Annotated in this window: 14 protein-coding genes; 6 read left to right on the top strand and 8 right to left on the bottom strand. The window is 75.2% G+C overall.

Annotation, left to right across the window (positions count from 1 at the left end; all coding sequences use genetic code 11):
• Nucleotides 1-10: 10 nt before the first annotated feature.
• The 7 genes from ABT048_RS38285 to ABT048_RS38315 all read right to left on the bottom strand — a co-directional run bounded on the left by ABT048_RS38285 (nt 11) and on the right by ABT048_RS38315 (nt 9,446).
• Nucleotides 11-841 (bottom strand): polysaccharide deacetylase family protein, encoded by an 831-nt coding sequence (locus ABT048_RS38285; protein WP_350526253.1) that lies wholly within the window; start codon nt 839-841, stop codon nt 11-13.
• On the bottom strand, nt 838-1,902 hold the full coding sequence (locus tag ABT048_RS38290) for a glycosyltransferase family 2 protein (RefSeq protein WP_350526254.1): 1,065 nt from the start codon (nt 1,900-1,902) through the stop codon (nt 838-840). The genes ABT048_RS38285 and ABT048_RS38290 overlap by 4 nt, the downstream gene beginning before the upstream one ends.
• The gene (locus tag ABT048_RS38295; RefSeq protein ID WP_350526255.1) at nt 1,899-3,527 is read right to left on the bottom strand and encodes a lipopolysaccharide biosynthesis protein; all 1,629 of its coding nucleotides are present in this window, start codon (nt 3,525-3,527) and stop codon (nt 1,899-1,901) included. Before ABT048_RS38295 ends, ABT048_RS38290 begins: the two co-directional genes overlap by 4 nt.
• Before the next feature lie 7 nt (nt 3,528-3,534).
• Nucleotides 3,535-4,851, bottom strand: coding sequence for a glycosyltransferase family 2 protein (locus ABT048_RS38300; RefSeq protein ID WP_350526256.1), 1,317 nt, complete (start codon nt 4,849-4,851; stop codon nt 3,535-3,537).
• Nucleotides 4,851-5,939, bottom strand: a complete 1,089-nt coding sequence (locus ABT048_RS38305) for a glycosyltransferase family 2 protein (RefSeq protein ID WP_350526257.1) — start codon at nt 5,937-5,939, stop codon at nt 4,851-4,853. The genes ABT048_RS38300 and ABT048_RS38305 overlap by 1 nt, the downstream gene beginning before the upstream one ends.
• 413 nt (nt 5,940-6,352) lie before the next feature.
• Complete coding sequence (locus tag ABT048_RS38310) at nt 6,353-8,464, bottom strand: putative bifunctional diguanylate cyclase/phosphodiesterase (RefSeq protein WP_350526258.1); 2,112 nt, start codon at nt 8,462-8,464, stop codon at nt 6,353-6,355.
• 175 nt (nt 8,465-8,639) lie between these two features.
• A complete protein-coding gene (locus tag ABT048_RS38315) occupies nt 8,640-9,446 on the bottom strand; it encodes an SAM-dependent methyltransferase (protein ID WP_350526259.1) in 807 nt (268 codons plus the stop codon).
• 346 nt (nt 9,447-9,792) lie between these two features.
• On the opposite strand from ABT048_RS38315, the gene ABT048_RS38320 reads away from it, so the two are divergent.
• Nucleotides 9,793-11,574, top strand: a complete 1,782-nt coding sequence (locus ABT048_RS38320) for a glycoside hydrolase family 15 protein (protein WP_350526260.1) — start codon at nt 9,793-9,795, stop codon at nt 11,572-11,574.
• 94 nt (nt 11,575-11,668) lie between these two features.
• Nucleotides 11,669-12,196, top strand: coding sequence for an SRPBCC family protein (locus ABT048_RS38325; protein ID WP_350526261.1), 528 nt, complete (start codon nt 11,669-11,671; stop codon nt 12,194-12,196).
• 127 nt (nt 12,197-12,323) lie between these two features.
• On the opposite strand, the gene ABT048_RS38330 is transcribed toward ABT048_RS38325, so the two are convergent.
• Nucleotides 12,324-12,914, bottom strand: coding sequence for an antibiotic biosynthesis monooxygenase (locus ABT048_RS38330; protein WP_350526262.1), 591 nt, complete (start codon nt 12,912-12,914; stop codon nt 12,324-12,326).
• Nucleotides 12,915-13,163: 249 nt separating this feature from the next.
• Between ABT048_RS38330 and ABT048_RS38335 the strand changes: the two genes are divergently transcribed.
• The 4 genes from ABT048_RS38335 (at nt 13,164) to egtC (ending at nt 18,177) form a co-directional block, all read left to right on the top strand.
• The gene (locus tag ABT048_RS38335; protein WP_350526263.1) at nt 13,164-14,405 is read left to right on the top strand and encodes a MalY/PatB family protein; all 1,242 of its coding nucleotides are present in this window, start codon (nt 13,164-13,166) and stop codon (nt 14,403-14,405) included.
• A 201-nt stretch (nt 14,406-14,606) separates the two neighbouring features.
• Nucleotides 14,607-15,989 carry an ergothioneine biosynthesis glutamate--cysteine ligase EgtA gene (gene egtA / locus ABT048_RS38340; RefSeq protein ID WP_502894121.1) on the top strand — a complete coding sequence of 461 codons (1,383 nt, stop codon included), beginning with the start codon at nt 14,607-14,609 and terminating at the stop codon, nt 15,987-15,989.
• A gap of 170 nt (nt 15,990-16,159) precedes the next feature.
• Nucleotides 16,160-17,428, top strand: coding sequence for an ergothioneine biosynthesis protein EgtB (egtB, locus tag ABT048_RS38345; protein WP_350526274.1), 1,269 nt, complete (start codon nt 16,160-16,162; stop codon nt 17,426-17,428).
• Entirely contained in the window at nt 17,428-18,177 is a 750-nt protein-coding gene (gene egtC / locus ABT048_RS38350; RefSeq protein WP_350526265.1) for an ergothioneine biosynthesis protein EgtC, read from the top strand. Before egtB ends, egtC begins: the two co-directional genes overlap by 1 nt.
• Nucleotides 18,178-18,210 lie beyond the last annotated feature (33 nt).

The following is an 18,210-nucleotide window of genomic DNA, read 5'->3' on the forward strand; positions in this document are numbered from 1 at the left end:
GCGGCGCGGCTCAGGGCGCGGCCGGTGACGACCCCGGCGGCCCGCCGACCGGGCTGCCGAGGCCGGACCGCAGCCTCCGGTAGGCGCGCCAACCCTTGGTGCGCAGGCGTTCGGGGAACGGGGAGACGGGTGCGCCGGTGCCCTCGACCCACTGGCCGAACAGCTGTCGCGGGGTGTCCCGGCGCACCATCAGCCGGGCGATCCGCAGCGGCTCGTCGGCCGTGGAGCTGAAGGCGTCGGCGACGGCGCAGGCGCTGGTCCAGCCGGCTTCCTGGACGCAGCGGCGCACGGCCGGGCTGGAGTAGCCGTGCGGGTAGGCGAAGGAGTCGACGGAGTGGCCCAGCAGGTCCTCCAACCGGCCCTTGCAGCCGCTCACCTCGTCGTTCAGCCGTCGCCGGGAGAGGGTGTCGAGCTGGGGGTGGGTGCGGGAGTGTCCGCCGATCTCGACGCCGAGCGCGTCGAGGTTGAGGAGCTGGCGCCAGCTGAGCATCTCGGCGGGCGGCAGCAGACTGCCCTCGGCGGGGTGGCCCGGGGTGTGCAGGGCACCGGTCGTGACGAAGACGGTGGCGGGCAGGTCGCGTTCGGCGAGGAGGGGCGCGACGGTCCAGTAGAAGTCGGCGAAGCCGTCGTCGAAGGTGAGCACCGCGCAGTGGTCGGGCATGGGCGGACCGCCCCGCAGGGCGGTGACCAGTCGGTGGAGCGGGACCACCAGCCGGCCGGCGTCGGCGAGCCGGTCGAGCTGTTCGCCGAACACCCGTGGTGTGACGGCGAACGGGGCGATCCACTCGGGCGGGTCGTCGGAGACCGAGTGGTAGAGGAGCACCGGAACGACCGGTGTCACCGCACACCTCCCGGCCGGCCCCGTGCGGCGGAGGCGGCGGACGTGGCGGACGCGGCCGAGGCGGCGGGCACGACGGAGGCGCCGTCCGGCTCGGCGGACGACTCGGCGGACGGCTCGGCGGACGGCTCCCGCGCGGCCCGGGGCGCGACGAACGCCCGCGCGCGGCCGAGCGCATACCCGGCCACGGTGAGCGCCACGCCGGCGGCCAGCGCCCCCGCGCGCCGCGGCCCGCCGCCACCGGGGCGCAGACAGCCGCCGAACGCCCGCGGGACGGTCGAGCGCAGGTAGCGCCGTTCGCTGGAGAGCGCGGCGTCGGCCCCGCGGTGGCGCGCCACGGCGGCCTTGGACCAGCCCTCGGCGAAGCAGCGGGAGCGGAAGTAGGAGAAGCAGGCCCGGCCGGGCGGCACGTGGTGGTGGACGACGGCGGCCGGCTCGTGGAGCAGCAGCGCCCCGGGGTGGCGCTCGGCGACGCGGAGGCAGAACTCGGTCTCCTCGCAGCCGAGCGGCCGGGTGCCGACGCGGCCGAGGTCGGTGCGGAAGCCTCCGACGGCGAGCACCTCGGCGCGGCGGAAGGACATGTTCGCGCCGATGAAGTTCCGTACGGCGCTGCGGTGGACGGGCAGCCCGCGGTACGAGCAGCCGACCACCCAGTCGAACTCGGGCGGGAACCAGTCCGGCCGGCTGCCGTCCTCCCAGCGGGCGACCACCAGTCCGCCGACGCCGTACACCTCCGGGTCCCGGTAGGGCGCGAGGAGGCGGACCGTCCAGTCGGGCTCGGCGGCCGCGTCGTCGTCGAGGAAGGCGACCACCTCGTGACGGGCGGCACCCACGCCGGTGTTGCGGGCGCCGGACAGGCCCTGCCGCTCCCGGTTGGCGAGGACGCGCACGCCGTCGAACGCCGCCTCGGCCCGGCGGCCGAGGGCCGGGCAGTGGTCGACGACCAGCAGGATCTCCTCGGGCGGTTGCCGCTGGGCGTGCAGGGAGCCGATCGCCTCGCACAGGTCGTCCCAGCGGTCGAGCGTGTAGGCGCAGACGATGACGGAAAGGCCCGGGGTGTTCACGGCCGCCTCCGTTCGGTTGTCGGGTCCGCGGTCGGCGGGAGCCCGGTCGTCAGGACCGTGGTCGTCGGGACCGCGGCCGTCGAGCGCCCGGCCGTCGAGCGCTCGGTTGTGCGAACTCCGTCCGCCGGAGCCGCGGTTGTCGGGGTCTCAGCCGCCGTGGTGTCGCCGGCCGGGAGCCACCGCGGCAGGGTGCACAGCAGCGGGACGGCGAGGACGGTGGCGGCGATCAGCCAGGCCAGGCCGACCCCGACGAGGCCGAACGGCGGCAGCAGCCAGACCGTCAGGCCGAGGACGAGGACGCAGTAGACCCCCTGCAGGGCGACGATCGGGACCAGCCGTCGGCGGGCCCTGGCGGCGTCGACCGCGATGCTGAGCACCAGGTGCGGCAGGGCGGACAGGGCCAGCAGGCGCAGCAGGGCGGTGCCGTGCTCGGCGTACTCGGCCCCGAACAGGGACAGCACCCACGGCGCGGCCACCACCGTGACCAGCACCCCGGCCGTCACCAGGACACCGGCGTGCCGCAGCACGCGGCGACCGTGCTCACCGAGCCGGCCGGGTGCCCCGGCAGTCTCGACGATGAGCGAACTGCCCAGGTTGAGGGCGACGAGGTAGAAGGTGTACGCGATCACCCAGGCGAGCGAGTAGTAGGCGATCTGATCCGGCCCGAGGGTGTCCAGCACGACCAGCGGGACGACGGTCGCGGCGGTCAGCCGCAGCAGGGCGCCCAGGTAGTCCGCGGTCGCGTAGCGGGCCAGCCGCGGGGCCGCCGTCGCGCCCTCCCGACCGGCTGCGCCGTCGGCGGCGCGGGCGGCGGTCCGGGCGGAGGCGCGGGCGGCGGTCCGGTCGGAGGCGCGGGCGGAGGCGCGGGCGGCGGTCCGGTCGGAGGCGCGGGCGGGCAGGATCCGGCGGAAGAGCAGGACGTTGGCGGTGAGCAGGGCGGCCAGCAGGGCACCGGCCCAGGACACCAGGATCCCGGCCCGCAGCGCCCAGCCCGCCAGGACGGCCAGCAGCACGATCTTGACCACGGCGAACAGGGCGTTCTCGCCGAGCACCCAGCCCGGGCGGCGCAGCCCGGTCAGCGCGCCGTCCTGGAGGGCGAAGAGCGTGTAGCCCGCGGTCATGGCCAGGAACGCGACGGCGACGGGTGGGCTGCGCAGGAAGTCGAGGTCCGGTGCGATCGCCGGGACGAGGACGAGGAAGAGGCCGCCGACCAGCAGGGCGGCGGCCGTGGCGATCAGGTAGCAGCGGATCAGCAGGCTCCGCGCGCCCCGGCCGACCGCGGGCAGGAACCGGATCAGGACGTCGGCGAGGTCGAGCTGGCCGACCTCGGAGATCAGCACCACCGCTGTGAGCACCGCGTAGCTGAGGCCGACGAACTCCGAACCGTACCAGCGGGTGGCGAGCATCCAGAAGACCGCGCCGAAGGCCGCGGTGAGGAGCGAACTGGCCGTCAGCACGTGCCCGTTGCGCAGCAGCGGTTCACCCGCCGTCAGGGCGCGCACCCGGGCCCGCAGCAGGCCGACGTACGAGCACTCGCAGGGCAGCGGCAGCGGGCAGGAGCAGGCGGCCCGGCCCCCGGTGGGAACGGTGGCGGGCACGGCGGCGGGCACGGCGCGCGCGGACACGGCGGGTTCACCCCGCCGTCCCGACCGAGGCCCGGTGCCGGCGCAGGCTGCGCGCGTAGCCGAGCGGTCCGTAGACCAGGCCCTGGAGTTCGAGCCGGGCCAGGCGCCTGCCGGGCCGGCGGTCCACCGCGCCCGGGTCCGGCCGGGTGCGTGCGCGGCGGACCGCGTACCGGAGGCCGCTGGGAAGGCGGCGCAACAGGGCGGGCAGCATGGCGGGTTCGTGGTGCAGGGCGGCCGCGAGGTAGGCGCCGAAGCCGGCGCCGTAGCCGAAGGCCTGGGCGGGGACGGCGTCCATGGTCCGCCGGTGGCGGTGCCAGACGATGGCGTCCGGCGCGTAGGCGATGGCGTGGCCGGCTACCAGGATGCGGAAGAACGAGAGCAGGTCGTCGCCGCCGCGGGCCGGGGTGCCGGTGCCGGTGGCGGGGTCGAAGCCACCGAGGGCGCGCAGCCGGGCGGTGCGGAAGGCCATGTTGGCGCCGGAGCCGAAGCGGCCCGCCGCGAACGGGAAGAGCGGGTCGGCGGGCCCGTCGGCGAGGGTCCAGGTGCGGGCGGCGAAGCCCTTGGCGAAGCCGCCGTGGCACTCCAGGGCGGCCTGGGCGGGGGTGTCGAGCTCGGCGGGCAGGATCAGGCCGGTGACGCAGCCGATCCGCCGGTCCTCGGCGAAGGTCTGGGCGAGGGCGGCGATCCAGCCCGGGTCGACGAGGGTGTCGTCGTCGGTGAAGGCGGCGATCTCGCCGCGGGCGGCGGCGAGCCCGGTGTTGTGGGCCCGGGCCAGGCCCGCCACCGGCTCGCGCAGGTAGCGGACCCGGCCCCGGTACCGGTCGCGGATCAGTCGTTCGGCGGTGTCGTCGGCGGGGGCGTTGTCCACGACGATGACCTCGAACCGCGGATAGCCGTTCCGCAGCAGGGAGTCGAGGCACGATCGCAGGAGGTCCGCCCGGTTGTGAGTCGCGACGATCACGCTGACCGTGACCGGGTCCGCGGGCACCCGGGCGCGGCCTACCCGACCAGGGCGCGCCGCGGGTGTCGCGGTGGACAGGGAGGGAACTCGCAGTTCCCGGTGAGCGGCGTCGACCAGCGCCCGACGCAGCGCGGCGCTGTGGCCTGCTGCCCCGGTGGCCGTGACCAGACCGAGCGGGTGTCCGTGCAGCCGCACCAACGCCAACACGCGTCCGTCCGGGGCGGCGGCACCGAGACCTCCGGGCGAGCGCAGCCCGCTCGGTTCGTCCAGGTCAAGGTCGACGACACGGACGGGGGTGTGGAGCGAGTCACGAGCGGCGGGGCGCGGGCAGGCGGCTGCGGCGCGCCGGTCGGTGCCATTCATCAGCGCTCCCCCGCGGGGGCGTCCGCCGAGGACCGGGCACCGGGGCGCTCGGCGATCAGGGTCCTCAGCACCCGGCGGCCGTCGGAGACGGCGTGCAGGTGCGAGCGACCGCTGCGGCGGGGGAGTTCCAGGCTCGGCACTTCGGCGATCCGCAGCCCGGAGCGCAGCGCGTGCGCGACCATCTCGGCCTCGATCTCGAAGCCGGTGGACCGCAGGTCGAGCGCGTCCAGGAAGGAACGGCGGAAGGCGCAGTAGCCGTAGCACAGGTCGGTGAGGCGCGCGCCGTAGAGCCGGTTCACGACGGCGAGCAGGGCGCGGTTGCCGAGCGAGCGGACCCGGGTGAAGTCGAGCGAGCCGCCGCCGGCGATGCAGCGCGAGCCCTTGACGAAGTCGAACCCGTTGTCCAGGAAGTGCAGGAAGTGCGGGATCTCGCCGGGCCACATGGAGCCGTCGGCGTCCATCATGACGATGTACTCGCCGCCGGCGGCGGCGAACCCGGTGCGCAGCGCGTCGCCCTTGCCGCGGCCGCGCTGCTGCACGCTGCGCACCGTCGGCAGGCAGTACCGGGCCATCGGGACGGTGGCGTCGCTGGACGCGCCGTCGACCAGGATGACCTCGTCCACGCAGCGGGGGATCTGTTCGAACACCCAGGGGATGTTGCGGGCCTCGTTGTGGGCCGGGATCACCAGGCTGACCGTGTGGGTGGGGACGACGCCGTCGCCGGAGCGGCGCATCGGCCGGTCGGTGCGGCGGCGTCCGCCGCGGTCCTCGGCGCGCCGGTTCGGGTGGTCCGGCACGGCCCGGTCGGAGGCCGAGGGGGCGGCGGGGGCCGAGGGGGTGGTGGCGGGGGTCGTCGGGGCGGTCAGGGCCGTCGGGGCGACCGGAGCGGCTGAAGCAGCCGGTGGGGCGAGGAGCGCTGCGGAGGGGGCGGCCTCGGGTGAGTGGCCGGGCGAACCGTCGGCGGATGCGTCCGCCGCGGCGGTGGGCGACCCGTCGGACGCGGTGTCGGGCGCTCGGCGGCCCGGTCCGGCCTGCGCCGGCGAGGAGCCGGAACTCCGGGCACGGCGGGAGTCTGCGTCAGGGGGCATGGTGATGCTCATGGAGCGGCCTCTCGGGGGGAGGCGGTGGGCGGGCGCCGGCGGGGCGCGGGCCTGGATTATGGCGAACGGGCGACCACGCGGGCGGATACGCGCGGGTCGAGCCCTGCGGGGAAGCCCGGGGAAGGGCCCCGGAGCTGCCGATACGATGCGGAGAGCACTGGGGCGGCCGAAGGGGGTGCGCACCGCCGTCGCGCTCCCGGCGCCCGGAGGCGCCGATCGTACGAACTGGCCTATGTCCTCCCACCCCTGCGGGTGGGGGCCAGACCCCATCCTCGTCCAGTACGGACAGTCACGTCAAGGGTGTTTTGCCCGCTTTTACAGCAACTTTTGGTGACGTTCAGTGATAGTTGGCTGAACCGGGCCTGCCCGGGAACCCCGCCCCGCCCCGACCCGCGGACGGCTCAGCTCTCGACAGGACGGCCCTTCGGCTCCTCCACGATCCGGCGGGCGATCTCGGACGGCCGCACCGGGCGGCCGAAGTGCCAGCCCTGCGCCCAGTCGCAGCCCATGGTCCGCAGCCGTTCGGCGTCCTTGGCGGTCTCCACGCCCTCGGCGGTGACGTTCAGTCCGAGCGCGTGCGCCATCGACACCAGACCGCTGACGATCCGCCACCCGGTGGACTCGTCCTTCCCCGGCTCGTGCAGGTCACCGACGAAGGACCCGGCGATCTTCAGCCCGGAGACCGGAAGGTCGCGCAGGTAGGCGAGGTTGGACCAGCCGGTGCCGAAGTCGTCCACGGCCAGCGACACCCCGAGGTCGACCAGACCGTGCAGACTGCGCAGCGCCTCGTCCTCGGGCCCGACCACCGTCGACTCGGTGATCTCCAACTGCAGCCGGGCCGGGTCGAGTCCGGTGCCGTCCAGGATCCGGGCGAGGTCGTTGACCAGTGCGGCGTTGCGGGCCTGACGGACCGCCAGGTTGACGTTGAGCTGCGGCGCGTCGTCACCGAACCGCTTGATCCAGTCCGCGGCCTGACCGCACGCCTGCTCCAGCACCCAGCGGCCGAGCGGCATGATCAGGCCGGTCTCCTCGGCGGTGGTGACGAACTCGTCCGGGCCGAGCACGCCCAGCTGCGGGTGACGCCAGCGCACCAGCGCCTCCACGGCAGCCAGTCGGCCGTCCGCCAGCCGGTAGAGCGGCTGGTAGTCGATGAAGAACTCGCCGCGGTCGAGGGCCGCGGGCATCCGCACCGACACCGCGTAGCGGCTGACCGCGCGGGCGTTCTCCTTGGGGTCGAACAGCGTCCAGCGGCCGCGGCCGGCCTCCTTGGCGCGGTACAGCGTGAGGTCGGCGGCCCGGACGGCGGCGCCCGGGGTGGTGGTGGACACCCGCCGCTCCAGCACGCCGACGCTGGCGCCCACGGCGAGCTTGTGGTCGCCGATCAGCACCGGCCCGGCCAGCGCCGCCAGGACGGTCTTCGCCGCGGCCACCGCCTCCTTCTCGCCCCGGCACTTCTCCAGCAGGACGACGAACTCGTCGCCGCCGAGCCGGGCCACCAGGTGCCCCAGCGGGGTGAGGGCGGCCTTCAGCCGGGCGGCGACGGCGGACAGCAGCTGGTCGCCCATGTCGTGGCCGAGGCTGTCGTTGACCACCTTGAAGCCGTCGAGGTCGACGTAGCAGAGGCCGAAGCGGGCGCCCGGCTCCGGGTCCTCGAACAGCTTCTCCAGCCGCTCGAAGAAGGCCGCCCGGTTGGGCAGGCCGGTCAGCGGGTCGTGGGTGGCCTGGTGGCGCAGCCGCTCCTGGAGCCGGTAGCGGTCGGTGACGTCCTCCAGCATCGCCACCTGGTACTGCGGGGTGCCGTCGTCGTCGCGGATCAGCGAGACGGTCAGGTGGGTCCAGACCACCTCGCCGTCCTGGCGGTAGTACGGCTTGTCGAACTGGAAGTACTCGCGCTTGCCGCTGATCAGCTCCTCGTACGCCTCCCAGACGCCCGGGGTGTCCTCGGGGTGCACCAGGTCGCCGACCCGGCGGCCGACCATGTCCGCGGGCCCCGCGCCGAACAGCTCCTGCAGGGCCCTGTTGACGGCCAGGATGTTGCCGTCGGTGTCGCCGATGCCGATGCCGATCGCGGCGCTCTCGAACAGCGCGCGGAACCGGGCCTCGGAGGCGCGCAGCGCCCGCTCGGCCTCCTTGCGGGCGGCGTCCGCGGCGGTGCGGATCGCCTCCTGCTCGCGCAGCGTGCGCTCCCGCAGGGCGGCGGCCCAGCCGGAGGCGAACGCGCCGGTCAGGGCGGGGCCGCGGTCGTCGGTGAGCGACTGGGCCTGGAGCAGCTCGACCGCCCGGGCCAGCAGCACCGGGTCGGTGAAGTGCGCGTCGACCAGCTCGGCGCCGGCCTGCGCGGCCAGCTGCGGCTCGAACGGCGCTTCCTCCTGGGCGCGGTGCAGCAGGGCGGCGGTGCGGGCCACCAGGCGGTTGAGCAGGCCGGGGTGGACGACGATGCCGTGGTCGGCGGAGAGCAGCCGGGACCACTCCTCGTGGAACCGCTCGGCACTGCCGACGGGGGTCCCGGTCATGTCCGTGCCCCTGTCGGTCCGGCGGACCTCGTGGGCCCCGCGTGCGGCGGGCGGGGCCCGGCTCCGGTCCCGGCTCCGATCCCGGCTCCGGTCCTGCCCCTGGTCACCGCGCAGCACCGTACGGCCGCCGCCCGGTGCGCCGCCCGGCCGTCGGTCTCCCGCTCGCTGCCTCCACTCAAGGGCGGAACCCCACGCCCGCCACCCCGGTCATCCGCTCGGGGTGCTCGCCGACCGACTCCGGCTGGTCCGGGCGCCACTGCGGCAGGTAGACCACGCCCGGCTCGACCAGCTCGAAGCCGTCGAACATCGAGGTGATCTGCTCGCGGGTGCGCATGGTCAGCGGGGTCGGCGTCATCCGGTAGAGCTTCTGGTGGTCCTCCGCCTGGTCCGGGCGGCCCTCCAACGAGGCGTGCGAGAGGACCAGGGCGCTGCCGGGCGGCAGCACGTCGCGGATCGCGCCGATCAGCTTCCACGGGTCCTCGGCGTCGCTGACGAAGTGCGCCACGGCCACCAGCAGCACGCCCACCGGCTCGCCCTCGGCCAGCAGCCCGGCCACCTCGGGGCGGGCCAGCAGATCGTCGACGTCACGCAGGTCGGCCTGGACGACGGCGCAGGCCCCGTCCCCCTCCAGCAGCAGGCGGCTGTGCGCGACGGCGACCGGGTCGCGGTCGACGTAGACGACCTCCGCCTCGGGGCGGATCGCGCGGGCGATCTCGTGCACCGCGCCGAAGGTCGGGATGCCGGAGCCGATGTCCAGGAAACGGGTGATGCCCTGCTCCGCGAGGAAGGTCACCGCGCGGCGCAGGAAGGCGCGGTTGGAGCGCATGATCTGCGGCAGCTCCGGCCACAGGTCCATCGCCTTGCGGGCCATCTCCCGGTCGACCTCGAAGTTGTGCGAGCCCCCGAGGTAGTAGTCGTAGACCCGAGCGGCGTTCGGTTTGTCCAGGTCCGTACCCTCCGGTACCCAGCTCGGTCGCCGCATGCCTGTGACTCCTTCACTCCGGTCAACGGGGAGGCAGTGCCGCGAGGGCACTCCTGTGACAGCTGAGACTACAAGCACAGAAGATCCTCCTCCGCACCCCGAACGGGTGCAAGCGGAGTGCCGGGCTCCTGGCGGCCGACGGACCGTACGGCCGGTCCGGGCGGGCCGCAGGGCGTGCCGGGGCGTGGCGCCCCGCGGTGTACCGGCCGGGCGTGTCGCGTCGGCGTGGCGCCTCCGGCAGGCCGGGGCGCTCCTGCCGCGCCGGGGGCACCGGCGTTCCTGCGGTGCCGCGGGCACGGGCATTCCTGCGGTGCCGCGGGCGCGGGCGCGTCCCACAATGAGCTTGATGACCTTAGCCATCGAGGACTACGCCCTCATCGGCGACCTGCAGACCGCCGCCCTGGTGGGCCGGGACGGATCGGTCGACTGGCTCTGCCTGCCCCGCTTCGACTCCCCCAGCTGCTTCGCCGGGCTGCTCGGCGACCAGCGCCACGGCGCCTGGCGGCTGGCCCCGGCCGGCGCCGCCGAGTGCCACGCCCGCCGCTACCGGGGCGACAGCCTGGTACTGGAGAGCGAGTGGCAGGCCCCCGACGGGCGGGTGCGGATCACGGACTTCATGCCGCAGCGCGGCCAGGGCCGGCAACGCGACCCCCAGCTGATCCGGATCGTCGAGGGCCTGGACGGCACCGTCCCGATGCGCGGCACCCTGCGGCTGCGCTTCAACTACGGGCGGATCGACCCGTGGGTCCGGCGCACCGAGCACCACCGGGTCGCCGTCGCCGGGCCGGACTCCGCCTGGCTCCGGGTGCCCGCGGGCGTCCACACCTACGGGCTGGACGGCGTCACCGTCTCGGAGTTCACCGTCACCGCCGGGCTCCGCGTGCCCTTCGTCCTCACCTGGCAGCCCTCGCACCTGGCCTCCGCCCCGCGCACCGACCCCGAGCAGGCGCTGCTCGCCACCCTCGACCGCTGGCAGCACTGGGCGTCCGGCTGCCGGTACCAGGGCGAATGGCGGCCGGCCGTACTGCGCTCGCTGCTCACCCTCAAAGCCCTCGCCTACGCCCCCACCGGCGGGATCGTGGCGGCCGCCACCTCCTCCCTGCCGGAGCGGATCGGCGGCCTGCGCAACTGGGACTACCGGTTCTGCTGGCTGCGCGACTCGTCGATGACGCTCTCCGCCCTGCTGCGCGGCGGGTTCCGGGAGGAGGCCGCCGCCTGGCGCCGCTGGCTGCTGCGGGCCATCGCCGGCGGCCCCCGGCACGTCCAGGCCGTGTACGGGGTCGCCGGGGAGCGGGTGCTCGGCGAGACCACCGCCGACTGGCTGCCCGGGTACGAGGGCTCACGGCCGGTCCGGTTCGGCAACGCCGCCGTCAACCAGCTCCAACTCGACGTCTACGGCGAGGTGGTGGACACCCTCCACCTCGCCCTGCTGGCCGGGCTGCCGATGGAGCGGCACGTCTGGACACTGCTGCGCTCGCTGATGGACCACCTCGAACGGCACTGGCGCGAGCCGGACGAAGGGCTGTGGGAGGTGCGCGGCGGGCGGCGGCACTTCGTCCACTCCAAGGTGATGTGCTGGGTGGCCGCCGACCGCGCCGTCCGGCTCGCCGAGGCCACCGGGCTGCCCGCGCCGGTCGACCGCTGGCGGGCGCTGCGCGACACCGTCCACGCCGACGTCTGCGCGAACGGCTACGACCGTCGGCTCGGCGTGTTCGTCCAGCACTACGGGGGACGGGGGCTGGACGCGGCCACGCTGTTCGTGGTCAAGAGCGGCTTCCTGCCGCCGGACGACCCCCGGGTGGTGCGCACCGTGGACGCCGTCCGGGACGGGCTCGACCACGGCGGACTGGTGCGCCGCTACCGCGCCGGGCCGCACGGCGACGGGCTGCCGGGCGGCGAAGGCGCCTTCCTGGCCTGCTCGTTCTGGCTCGCCGACGCGCTCGCCGCGACGGGGCGCACGGACGAGGCGCGGACGCTGTTCGCGCGGGTGGTCGGGCTCGCCAACGACGTCGGGCTGCTCTCCGAGGAGTGGGACCCGTACGCCGGGCGTCAACTCGGCAACACACCGCAGGCGTTCAGCCATGTGGCGCTGGTCAACACCGCGTTCGCGCTGGCCGAGCCGCGGTAGCGGCGGGGCGGACGGGGGCGGATGCGACGGGGTGCGGCGGGGCGGGCGCGTCCGGGCCGGGTCGGGCGAGGTGGCGCGGGGCTAGGGTGGCCTCGTGGATCCCAACCACTACCGGTTCCGGGGCGTGTGGCGATTCGCGGCGCCGACGCCCGCGGTGTTCGCCGCGCTGGAGGACGTACGGAGCTACCCGCTGTGGTGGCCCGAGGTCCGGGAGGCCAGGCCGACCGGGGAGGACTCCGGGGAGGTGGTGGTGCGCGCCCTGCTGCCGTACCGGCTGGTGATCGGCCTGGAGAGACGACGGCGCGACCCGGCCGCCGGAGTCCTGGAGGCGGAGATGCGGGGCGACCTCGTCGGGTGGCTGCGCTTCACGGTGCGGGCGGAAGGCGCGGGCGGGAGCGGCAGCGTTGGCGGGGCCGGCAGTCGGGTGCTGTGCGAGCAGGACACCCGGCCCCGGAAGGCGCTGCTGCGCCGGCTCGCCCTGCCGCTGCACCCGGTGTTCCGGGCCAACCACGCGGTGATGATGCGCCGGGGGCGGCGTGGTCTGGCGGCGTACCTGGCGAGTGGGCCGGAAGGCGGGGCACGGCGAACGGGCGACGGCGGACGACTTTCAGCGGACGGATGACAGCTGACAGATTTCGAAATCTGTTATCTGTTCGCTGTCATCTGTCATCTGTTCGCTGATATCTGTTCGCTGTCGTCTGTCAGCTGTCGGCTGTTCGCGGCCGCCCGGGCGCCGTGGCCCCTCACCCTCATCCCTTCGCCCCCGGGAACAGCCACCGCCGCAGCGCCCGCGTCACCACCGGCAGTGCCGCGTACGTCATCAGCGCGCTGATCAGCGGTGCGGTGACCAGCGGCCGGACGGTCACCGGCAGGCCCGTCAGGTGCGGCCCGATCACGATCGCGGAGACCACGACCAGGGGCGCGATGGCGACCGTGGAGGCCACCGCCATCTTCCAGCGCACCGGCGGCCGGCGCTGCGCGGCCCCCGGAGTGGTGGCGAACCAGCCCTCCATCCCGTGGATCTCGTGCCGGTGCACCTCGTGGTGGTGGCCGTCGGCTGCGGCGAAGCAGGCCGCCCGGACCGGGGAGGTCTGCCAGGAACGGAACGCCTCGGCGTCCCGGAAGTGCAGCAGGAGGTGCCAGGGCTCGCCCGGGCCGGAGGGGCGCAGCAGCCCGGTGCCGAGGTTGCCGGCGTGTTCCGTGGCGGCGGCGAGGATGTTCTTCGCCCACAGCTCGAAGGCCTCCTCGTAGCCCGGCTCCACCCGCCGCGCCACGAACAGGGTGAACTCCTCGGCCTGCCCGTCCTGCTCCTCGACCGTCCCCTGCGCCGTCGCCGCCATCCTTGCCGCCCCTCTCCCCGTACGTCGCCGCGGCAGCCCGTGCGTCCCCGCACGTCCCCGTCACGTCCCGTACAACCCGTACGTCCCGTACGTCCCCGTTGTGTGTGGCCGCGCGTCCGACCGGCCGCGAGCCGCGGGGCAGCCTACGGGCCGCCCGGTGTTCCGCCCACCGGTGCCCAAAGCGTGGGACGCGCGTTCCCCGCCGGGGCTAGCGTGGCCGGAGCGTCCCCACGCACCGGAGGCCCGCCCATGACCGCCACGCCCGCCCCACCTCCCGGCCCCGCCGCCGTTCCGGCTCCCACCGGCGCCGACGGCTTCGACTTCACGTCCCCGTTCAGCCGCGCCGGCACCGGCAGCAGCAAGTGGGCCCGCACGGGCGGAGCCCCCGGGGTGATCCCGATGGGCCTCGCCGACATGGACCTCCCCGGCCCGCCCGCCGTGGCCGAGGCCCTGCGGCGGCGCGCCGACCACCGCGCGTACGGGTACACGGTGTGCGACCCGGCCGGCCGCGCGCTGGTGGCCGACTGGTACCGCGCCCGGCACGGCGTCGAGGTGGATCCGGACTGGGTCCTGCTGCTGCCCTGCGGCCCGCGCACCGCCCTGCGCATCCTGCTGGAGACCGTACGGGCGGACACCGGTCGGCCGCAGCCGCCCGTCCTCTTCCCGACCCCCGAGTGGGGCGGCTTCGCCCAGCTCTGCCGCGCCGCCGGCCTCCCGTACCGGGAACTGCCGCTGCACCTCGGCCCGGGCGGGTACCGGATGCCGCGCGGCCCGTTCCCCCGCCCCGCCGCCGCCGTGCTGCTGAGCAGCCCGCACAACCCGTCGGGCATGGTGTGGCCGAGCGGCTTCGTCCGCGGCCTGGCCGGCTGGGCGGCGGACAGCGGCGCGTTGCTGGTCTCGGACGAGGTGCACGGCGACCTCACCCACCCGGGTTTCAGGCACTCGGTGGCCGTCACGACCGCCTCCCCGGAGGACCGGCACCGCGTCGTGACCCTCAACTCGGTCGGCAAGACCTTCAACTGCTCCGGCCTCCCGAGTAGTTGGGCGCTCGTCCCGGACCCGGCCCGGCGCACCCGGTTCACCGACGCCCTGGCCGGCTACGGCCTGTGGGAGGGCGGCCTGCTGGAGCAGACCGTGCAGCAGGCGGCGCTGCGCGAGGGCGGCCCGTGGCTGGACGCGCTGCTCGCCCACCTGGTCGCCGCCCGCACCCGGCTCACCGACCGGCTCGGGCCCGCCGTCCGTTCGGCCCCGCGGGCCTCCTACCTGCTCTGGCTGGACGCCGCCGCCCTCGGCCTGCCGCCCGCCTCCGCCCGGCAGGCGCTGCTGGAGCGCTGCGGCCTGGAGTCCTCCGACGGCTCCGAGTTCGGCCCCGGCGGTCACGGTTCGCTGCGGTTGAACTACGCCCTGCCGGGCTCGGCGCTGGACACCGTCCTGGCGCGGCTGGAGCGGCTCGACCCCGGATGGGGACAGCCACCGACGACGCGCCGGTGACCACGGCATGTGCCCCGGACAAGCACGCCGGGTGCACGCCGGATCCACACCGCGCGCAGACCCTCCCCGAACCCCCGCCTCACCCGTTCGCCACGCCCCTGACCTGCAGAAACGAACGTTCACACGATATTTGCGCAGCGCCCCCGCATGCTCCGTAGCAGACTGGGCAGGGTAGACCGGGCCGCAATCGTGATCCCGAGGATGGTGAGTCCGGTGATACCGATATCCCACACCACTCCGCCCGACCGGCAGAGCGCACCAGCACCCCCACCGGGGGTGACCCCGTTGACCGAATCGGGGGCGCGCAGCCACGTGTCGGGCGTCTGCTTCAAGATCGGACCGCCCCGACTGGTCGGCGTCGAGGTGGAGTGGTTCGTCCATGACGATCGATGTCCGACCCGGCCCGTCCGGCCGGAACTGCTCCACGCCGCACTGGAGTCGCTGCCTCTCGGCGGCGCCGACGGCACCTCGCTCCCCTCCGGTTCGCGCCTCACGCTCGAACCCGGCGGACAGGTCGAGCTCAGCTCCCCGCCCGCCACCGGCCTCGTGGCCTGCGTCGACGACACCCGACGCGACCTGACCGCCCTGCGCGCCGCCTTCGCGGCGCAGGGCCTGCGCCTCACCGGCACCGGGACGGACCCGCTGGCCAGGCCCCGGCGGATGGTGCTGGACCACCCCCGCTACCTGGCGATGGAGCGCTTCTTCGACTCCGCCGGGCCCTGGGGCCGGATCATGATGACGGGCACCGCATCCGTGCAGGTGTGCCTGGACGCCGGCGACGCGGAGGGCCCGCACGCGGTGGACCGCCGCTGGCAGCTGGTCCACCGGCTGGGCCCGGTGCTGGTCGCCGCCTTCGCCAACTCCCCGCTGCTGGACGGCAGGCCGACCGGCCACCGGTCGACCCGGCAGACCGTCTGGTCCCGGATGGACCCGACCCGCACCCTGGCCCCGGAGCCGGACCACGGCGACCCGCGCGAGGCCTGGGCCCAGTACGTGCTGGACGCCGAAGTGCTGTGCGTGCAACGACCGGAGGGCCTGCCGTGGACCGCCCCTCCCGGACTGACCTTCCGTGACTGGATCCGCGGCGCGGGCGAACGCCCGCCCACGCTGGCCGATCTGGACTACCACCGCACCACCCTCTTCCCACCGGTGCGCCCGCGCGGCCACCTGGAGCTGCGGATGATCGACGCCCAGCCCGGGGACGGCTGGATGGTGGTCGCCGCGCTGGTGACCTCGCTCCTGGACGACCCGCTGGCCGCCGACACCGCACTGGCCGCTCTGGAGCCACTGGACTCCACCGACCGGAAGCAGGGGGCCGACGGTCCGCGAGCGCCCCGCAGCGAGGTCTGGCGCCGGGCCGCCACCCTGGCGGTCGCCGATCCCGAGCTGCGCCGCGCCACCCTCACCTGCTTCGCCGCCGCCGACGCCGCGCTGGGCCGCCTGCCCGGCGCCGGGCGGCTGCGCACCGCCGTCGCCGAGTTCGCCGAGCGCTACCCCGCGCGCGGCCGCTGTCCGGCCGACGACCAGCTGGACGCCCTGCGCTCCGGCACCCGACGCACTCCCACGGAGGAGGCCGCACCATGACCGACGTCCGACCGAACGGCCCGACCGCAGCCCCCACCGAGGCAGCCGGAATGCCCCGCGCCACCGGGGCAGTCGGCGGAACCGGTACGGCCCGCGTCACCGGGGCAGTCCGCGGCATCGAGGCGGCCCGCGGCGTCGAGGACCTGCGCGAGACCATCGCCGCCGAGCTGATGGCCGCGCGCGCCCGGACCGCCGCGCTCACCGACTGCGTCGAGGACGGCGACCTCACCGCCCAGCACTCCCCGCTGATGTCCCCGCTGGTCTGGGACCTCGCGCACATCGGCAACCAGGAAGAGCTCTGGCTGCTGCGCAACGTCGGCGGCCGCGACCCGATGCACCCGGAGATCGACGGGCTGTACGACGCCTTCCAGCACCCCCGCGCCGAGCGCCCCGGACTGCCGCTGCTGCCGCCGGCCGAGGCCCGGGCGTACTCCCACGAGGTACGCGGCCGGGTGCTGGACATGCTCGCCGCCAGCCCGCTGGAGGGCGCGCCGCTGCTGGAGGCCGGGTTCGCCTTCGGGATGATCGCGCAGCACGAACAGCAGCACGACGAGACGATGTTGATCACCCATCAGCTCCGCAAGGGCGAGCCGGCCCTGGCCGCTCCCCCGCCGCCGCCCGCGCCCGCCGACGCGGCCGCGCTGCCCGCCGAAGTCCTCGTCCCCGCCGGCCCGTTCACCATGGGCACGGACACCGAGCCGTGGGCGCTGGACAACGAGCGCCCGGCCCACACCGTCGACCTGCCGGCCTTCCTGCTGGACACCACGCCGGTCACCAACGCCGCCTACCAGCGCTTCATCGCCGACGGCGGCTACGACGACCCGCGCTGGTGGACGCCGGAGGGCTGGACCCACCGGCAGCAGGCCGGCCTGAGCGCCCCGCTGTTCTGGCAGCACCGGGACGGCGAGTGGCTGCGCCGGCGCTTCGGCGTGGTCGAGCCGGTCGCACCCGACGAGCCTGTGCTGCACGTCAGTTGGTACGAGGCCGACGCGTACGCCCGGTGGGCCGGGCGGCGGCTGCCGACCGAGGCCGAGTGGGAGAAGGCGGCCCGGCACGACCCGGCGACCGGCCGCTCCCGCCGCTACCCCTGGGGCGACGGGGCACCCGGCCCCCAGCACGCCAACCTCGGCCAGCGCCACCTGCGCCCGGCCGCGGCCGGCAGCTACCCGGAGGGCCAGTCCCCGTACGGTGTCCGGCAGTTGATCGGCGACGTGTGGGAGTGGACGGCCAGCGACTTCCGCGCGTACCCGGACTTCCGGGCCTGGCCGTACCGGGAGTACTCGGAGGTCTTCTTCGGCCCCGAGCACAAGGTGCTGCGCGGCGGCTGCTTCGCGGTGGCGCCGGTCGCCTGCCGGGGCACGTTCCGCAACTGGGACTACCCGGTCCGGCGGCAGATCTTCGCCGGATTCCGCACCGCCCGTGACGCGGAGCGCGCCTGATGTGCCGTCACATCGCCTACCTGGGCGAGCCCGTGGCGCCGCAGGACCTGCTGGTGCACCCGCCGTTCGGGCTGTACCGGCAGTCCTGGGCACCCCGGACGCAGCGGCACGGCACGGTCAACGTGGACGGCTTCGGCCTCGGCTGGTACGCGGACGGCGACGAGGTGCCCGCCCGCTACCGCCGGACCGGGCCGATCTGGGCCGACGAGACCTTCGCCGACCTCGCCCGGGTGGTCCGCACCCGCGCGCTGCTGGCCGCCGTGCGCTCCGCCACCGAGGGCTGCGCGGCGGGCGAGAGCGCGGCCGCACCGTTCGCCGCCGGGCGCTGGCTGTTCAGCCACAACGGCGCGGTGGCCGGCTGGCCGGGCAAGCTGGACGCCCTGGCCTCGCTGCTCCCGCCGGCCGAACTGCTGGAGCTGGAGGCGCGCAGCGACTCGGCCCTGCTGTGGGCCCTCACCCTGCACCGGCTGCGCGCCGGCGCCGGGCTCGACGAGGCCCTGGCGGGCACCGTCGCGGATGTCGCCGCGCACACCACCGGGCGGCTCAACCTGCTGCTGACCGACGGCACCGCGATCGCCGCGACCACCTGGGGCGACACCCTGCTGCACCGGACCCTGCCGGGCCTCGGGACGGTGGTGGCCTCCGAGCCGTACGACGACGAGCCCGGGTGGACACCCGTGCCGGACGGCGCGCTGCTGCTGGTCGACGGGCGCGGCGCCGCCGTCCGCCCGCTGCCGAGCCACTACTGACTCCCCACTCTCCCTTCATCTTCTGAACAGAGG

The organism is Kitasatospora sp. NPDC096140 (assembly GCF_040303045.1).
Taxonomy (GTDB): Bacteria; Actinomycetota; Actinomycetes; order Streptomycetales; family Streptomycetaceae; genus Kitasatospora.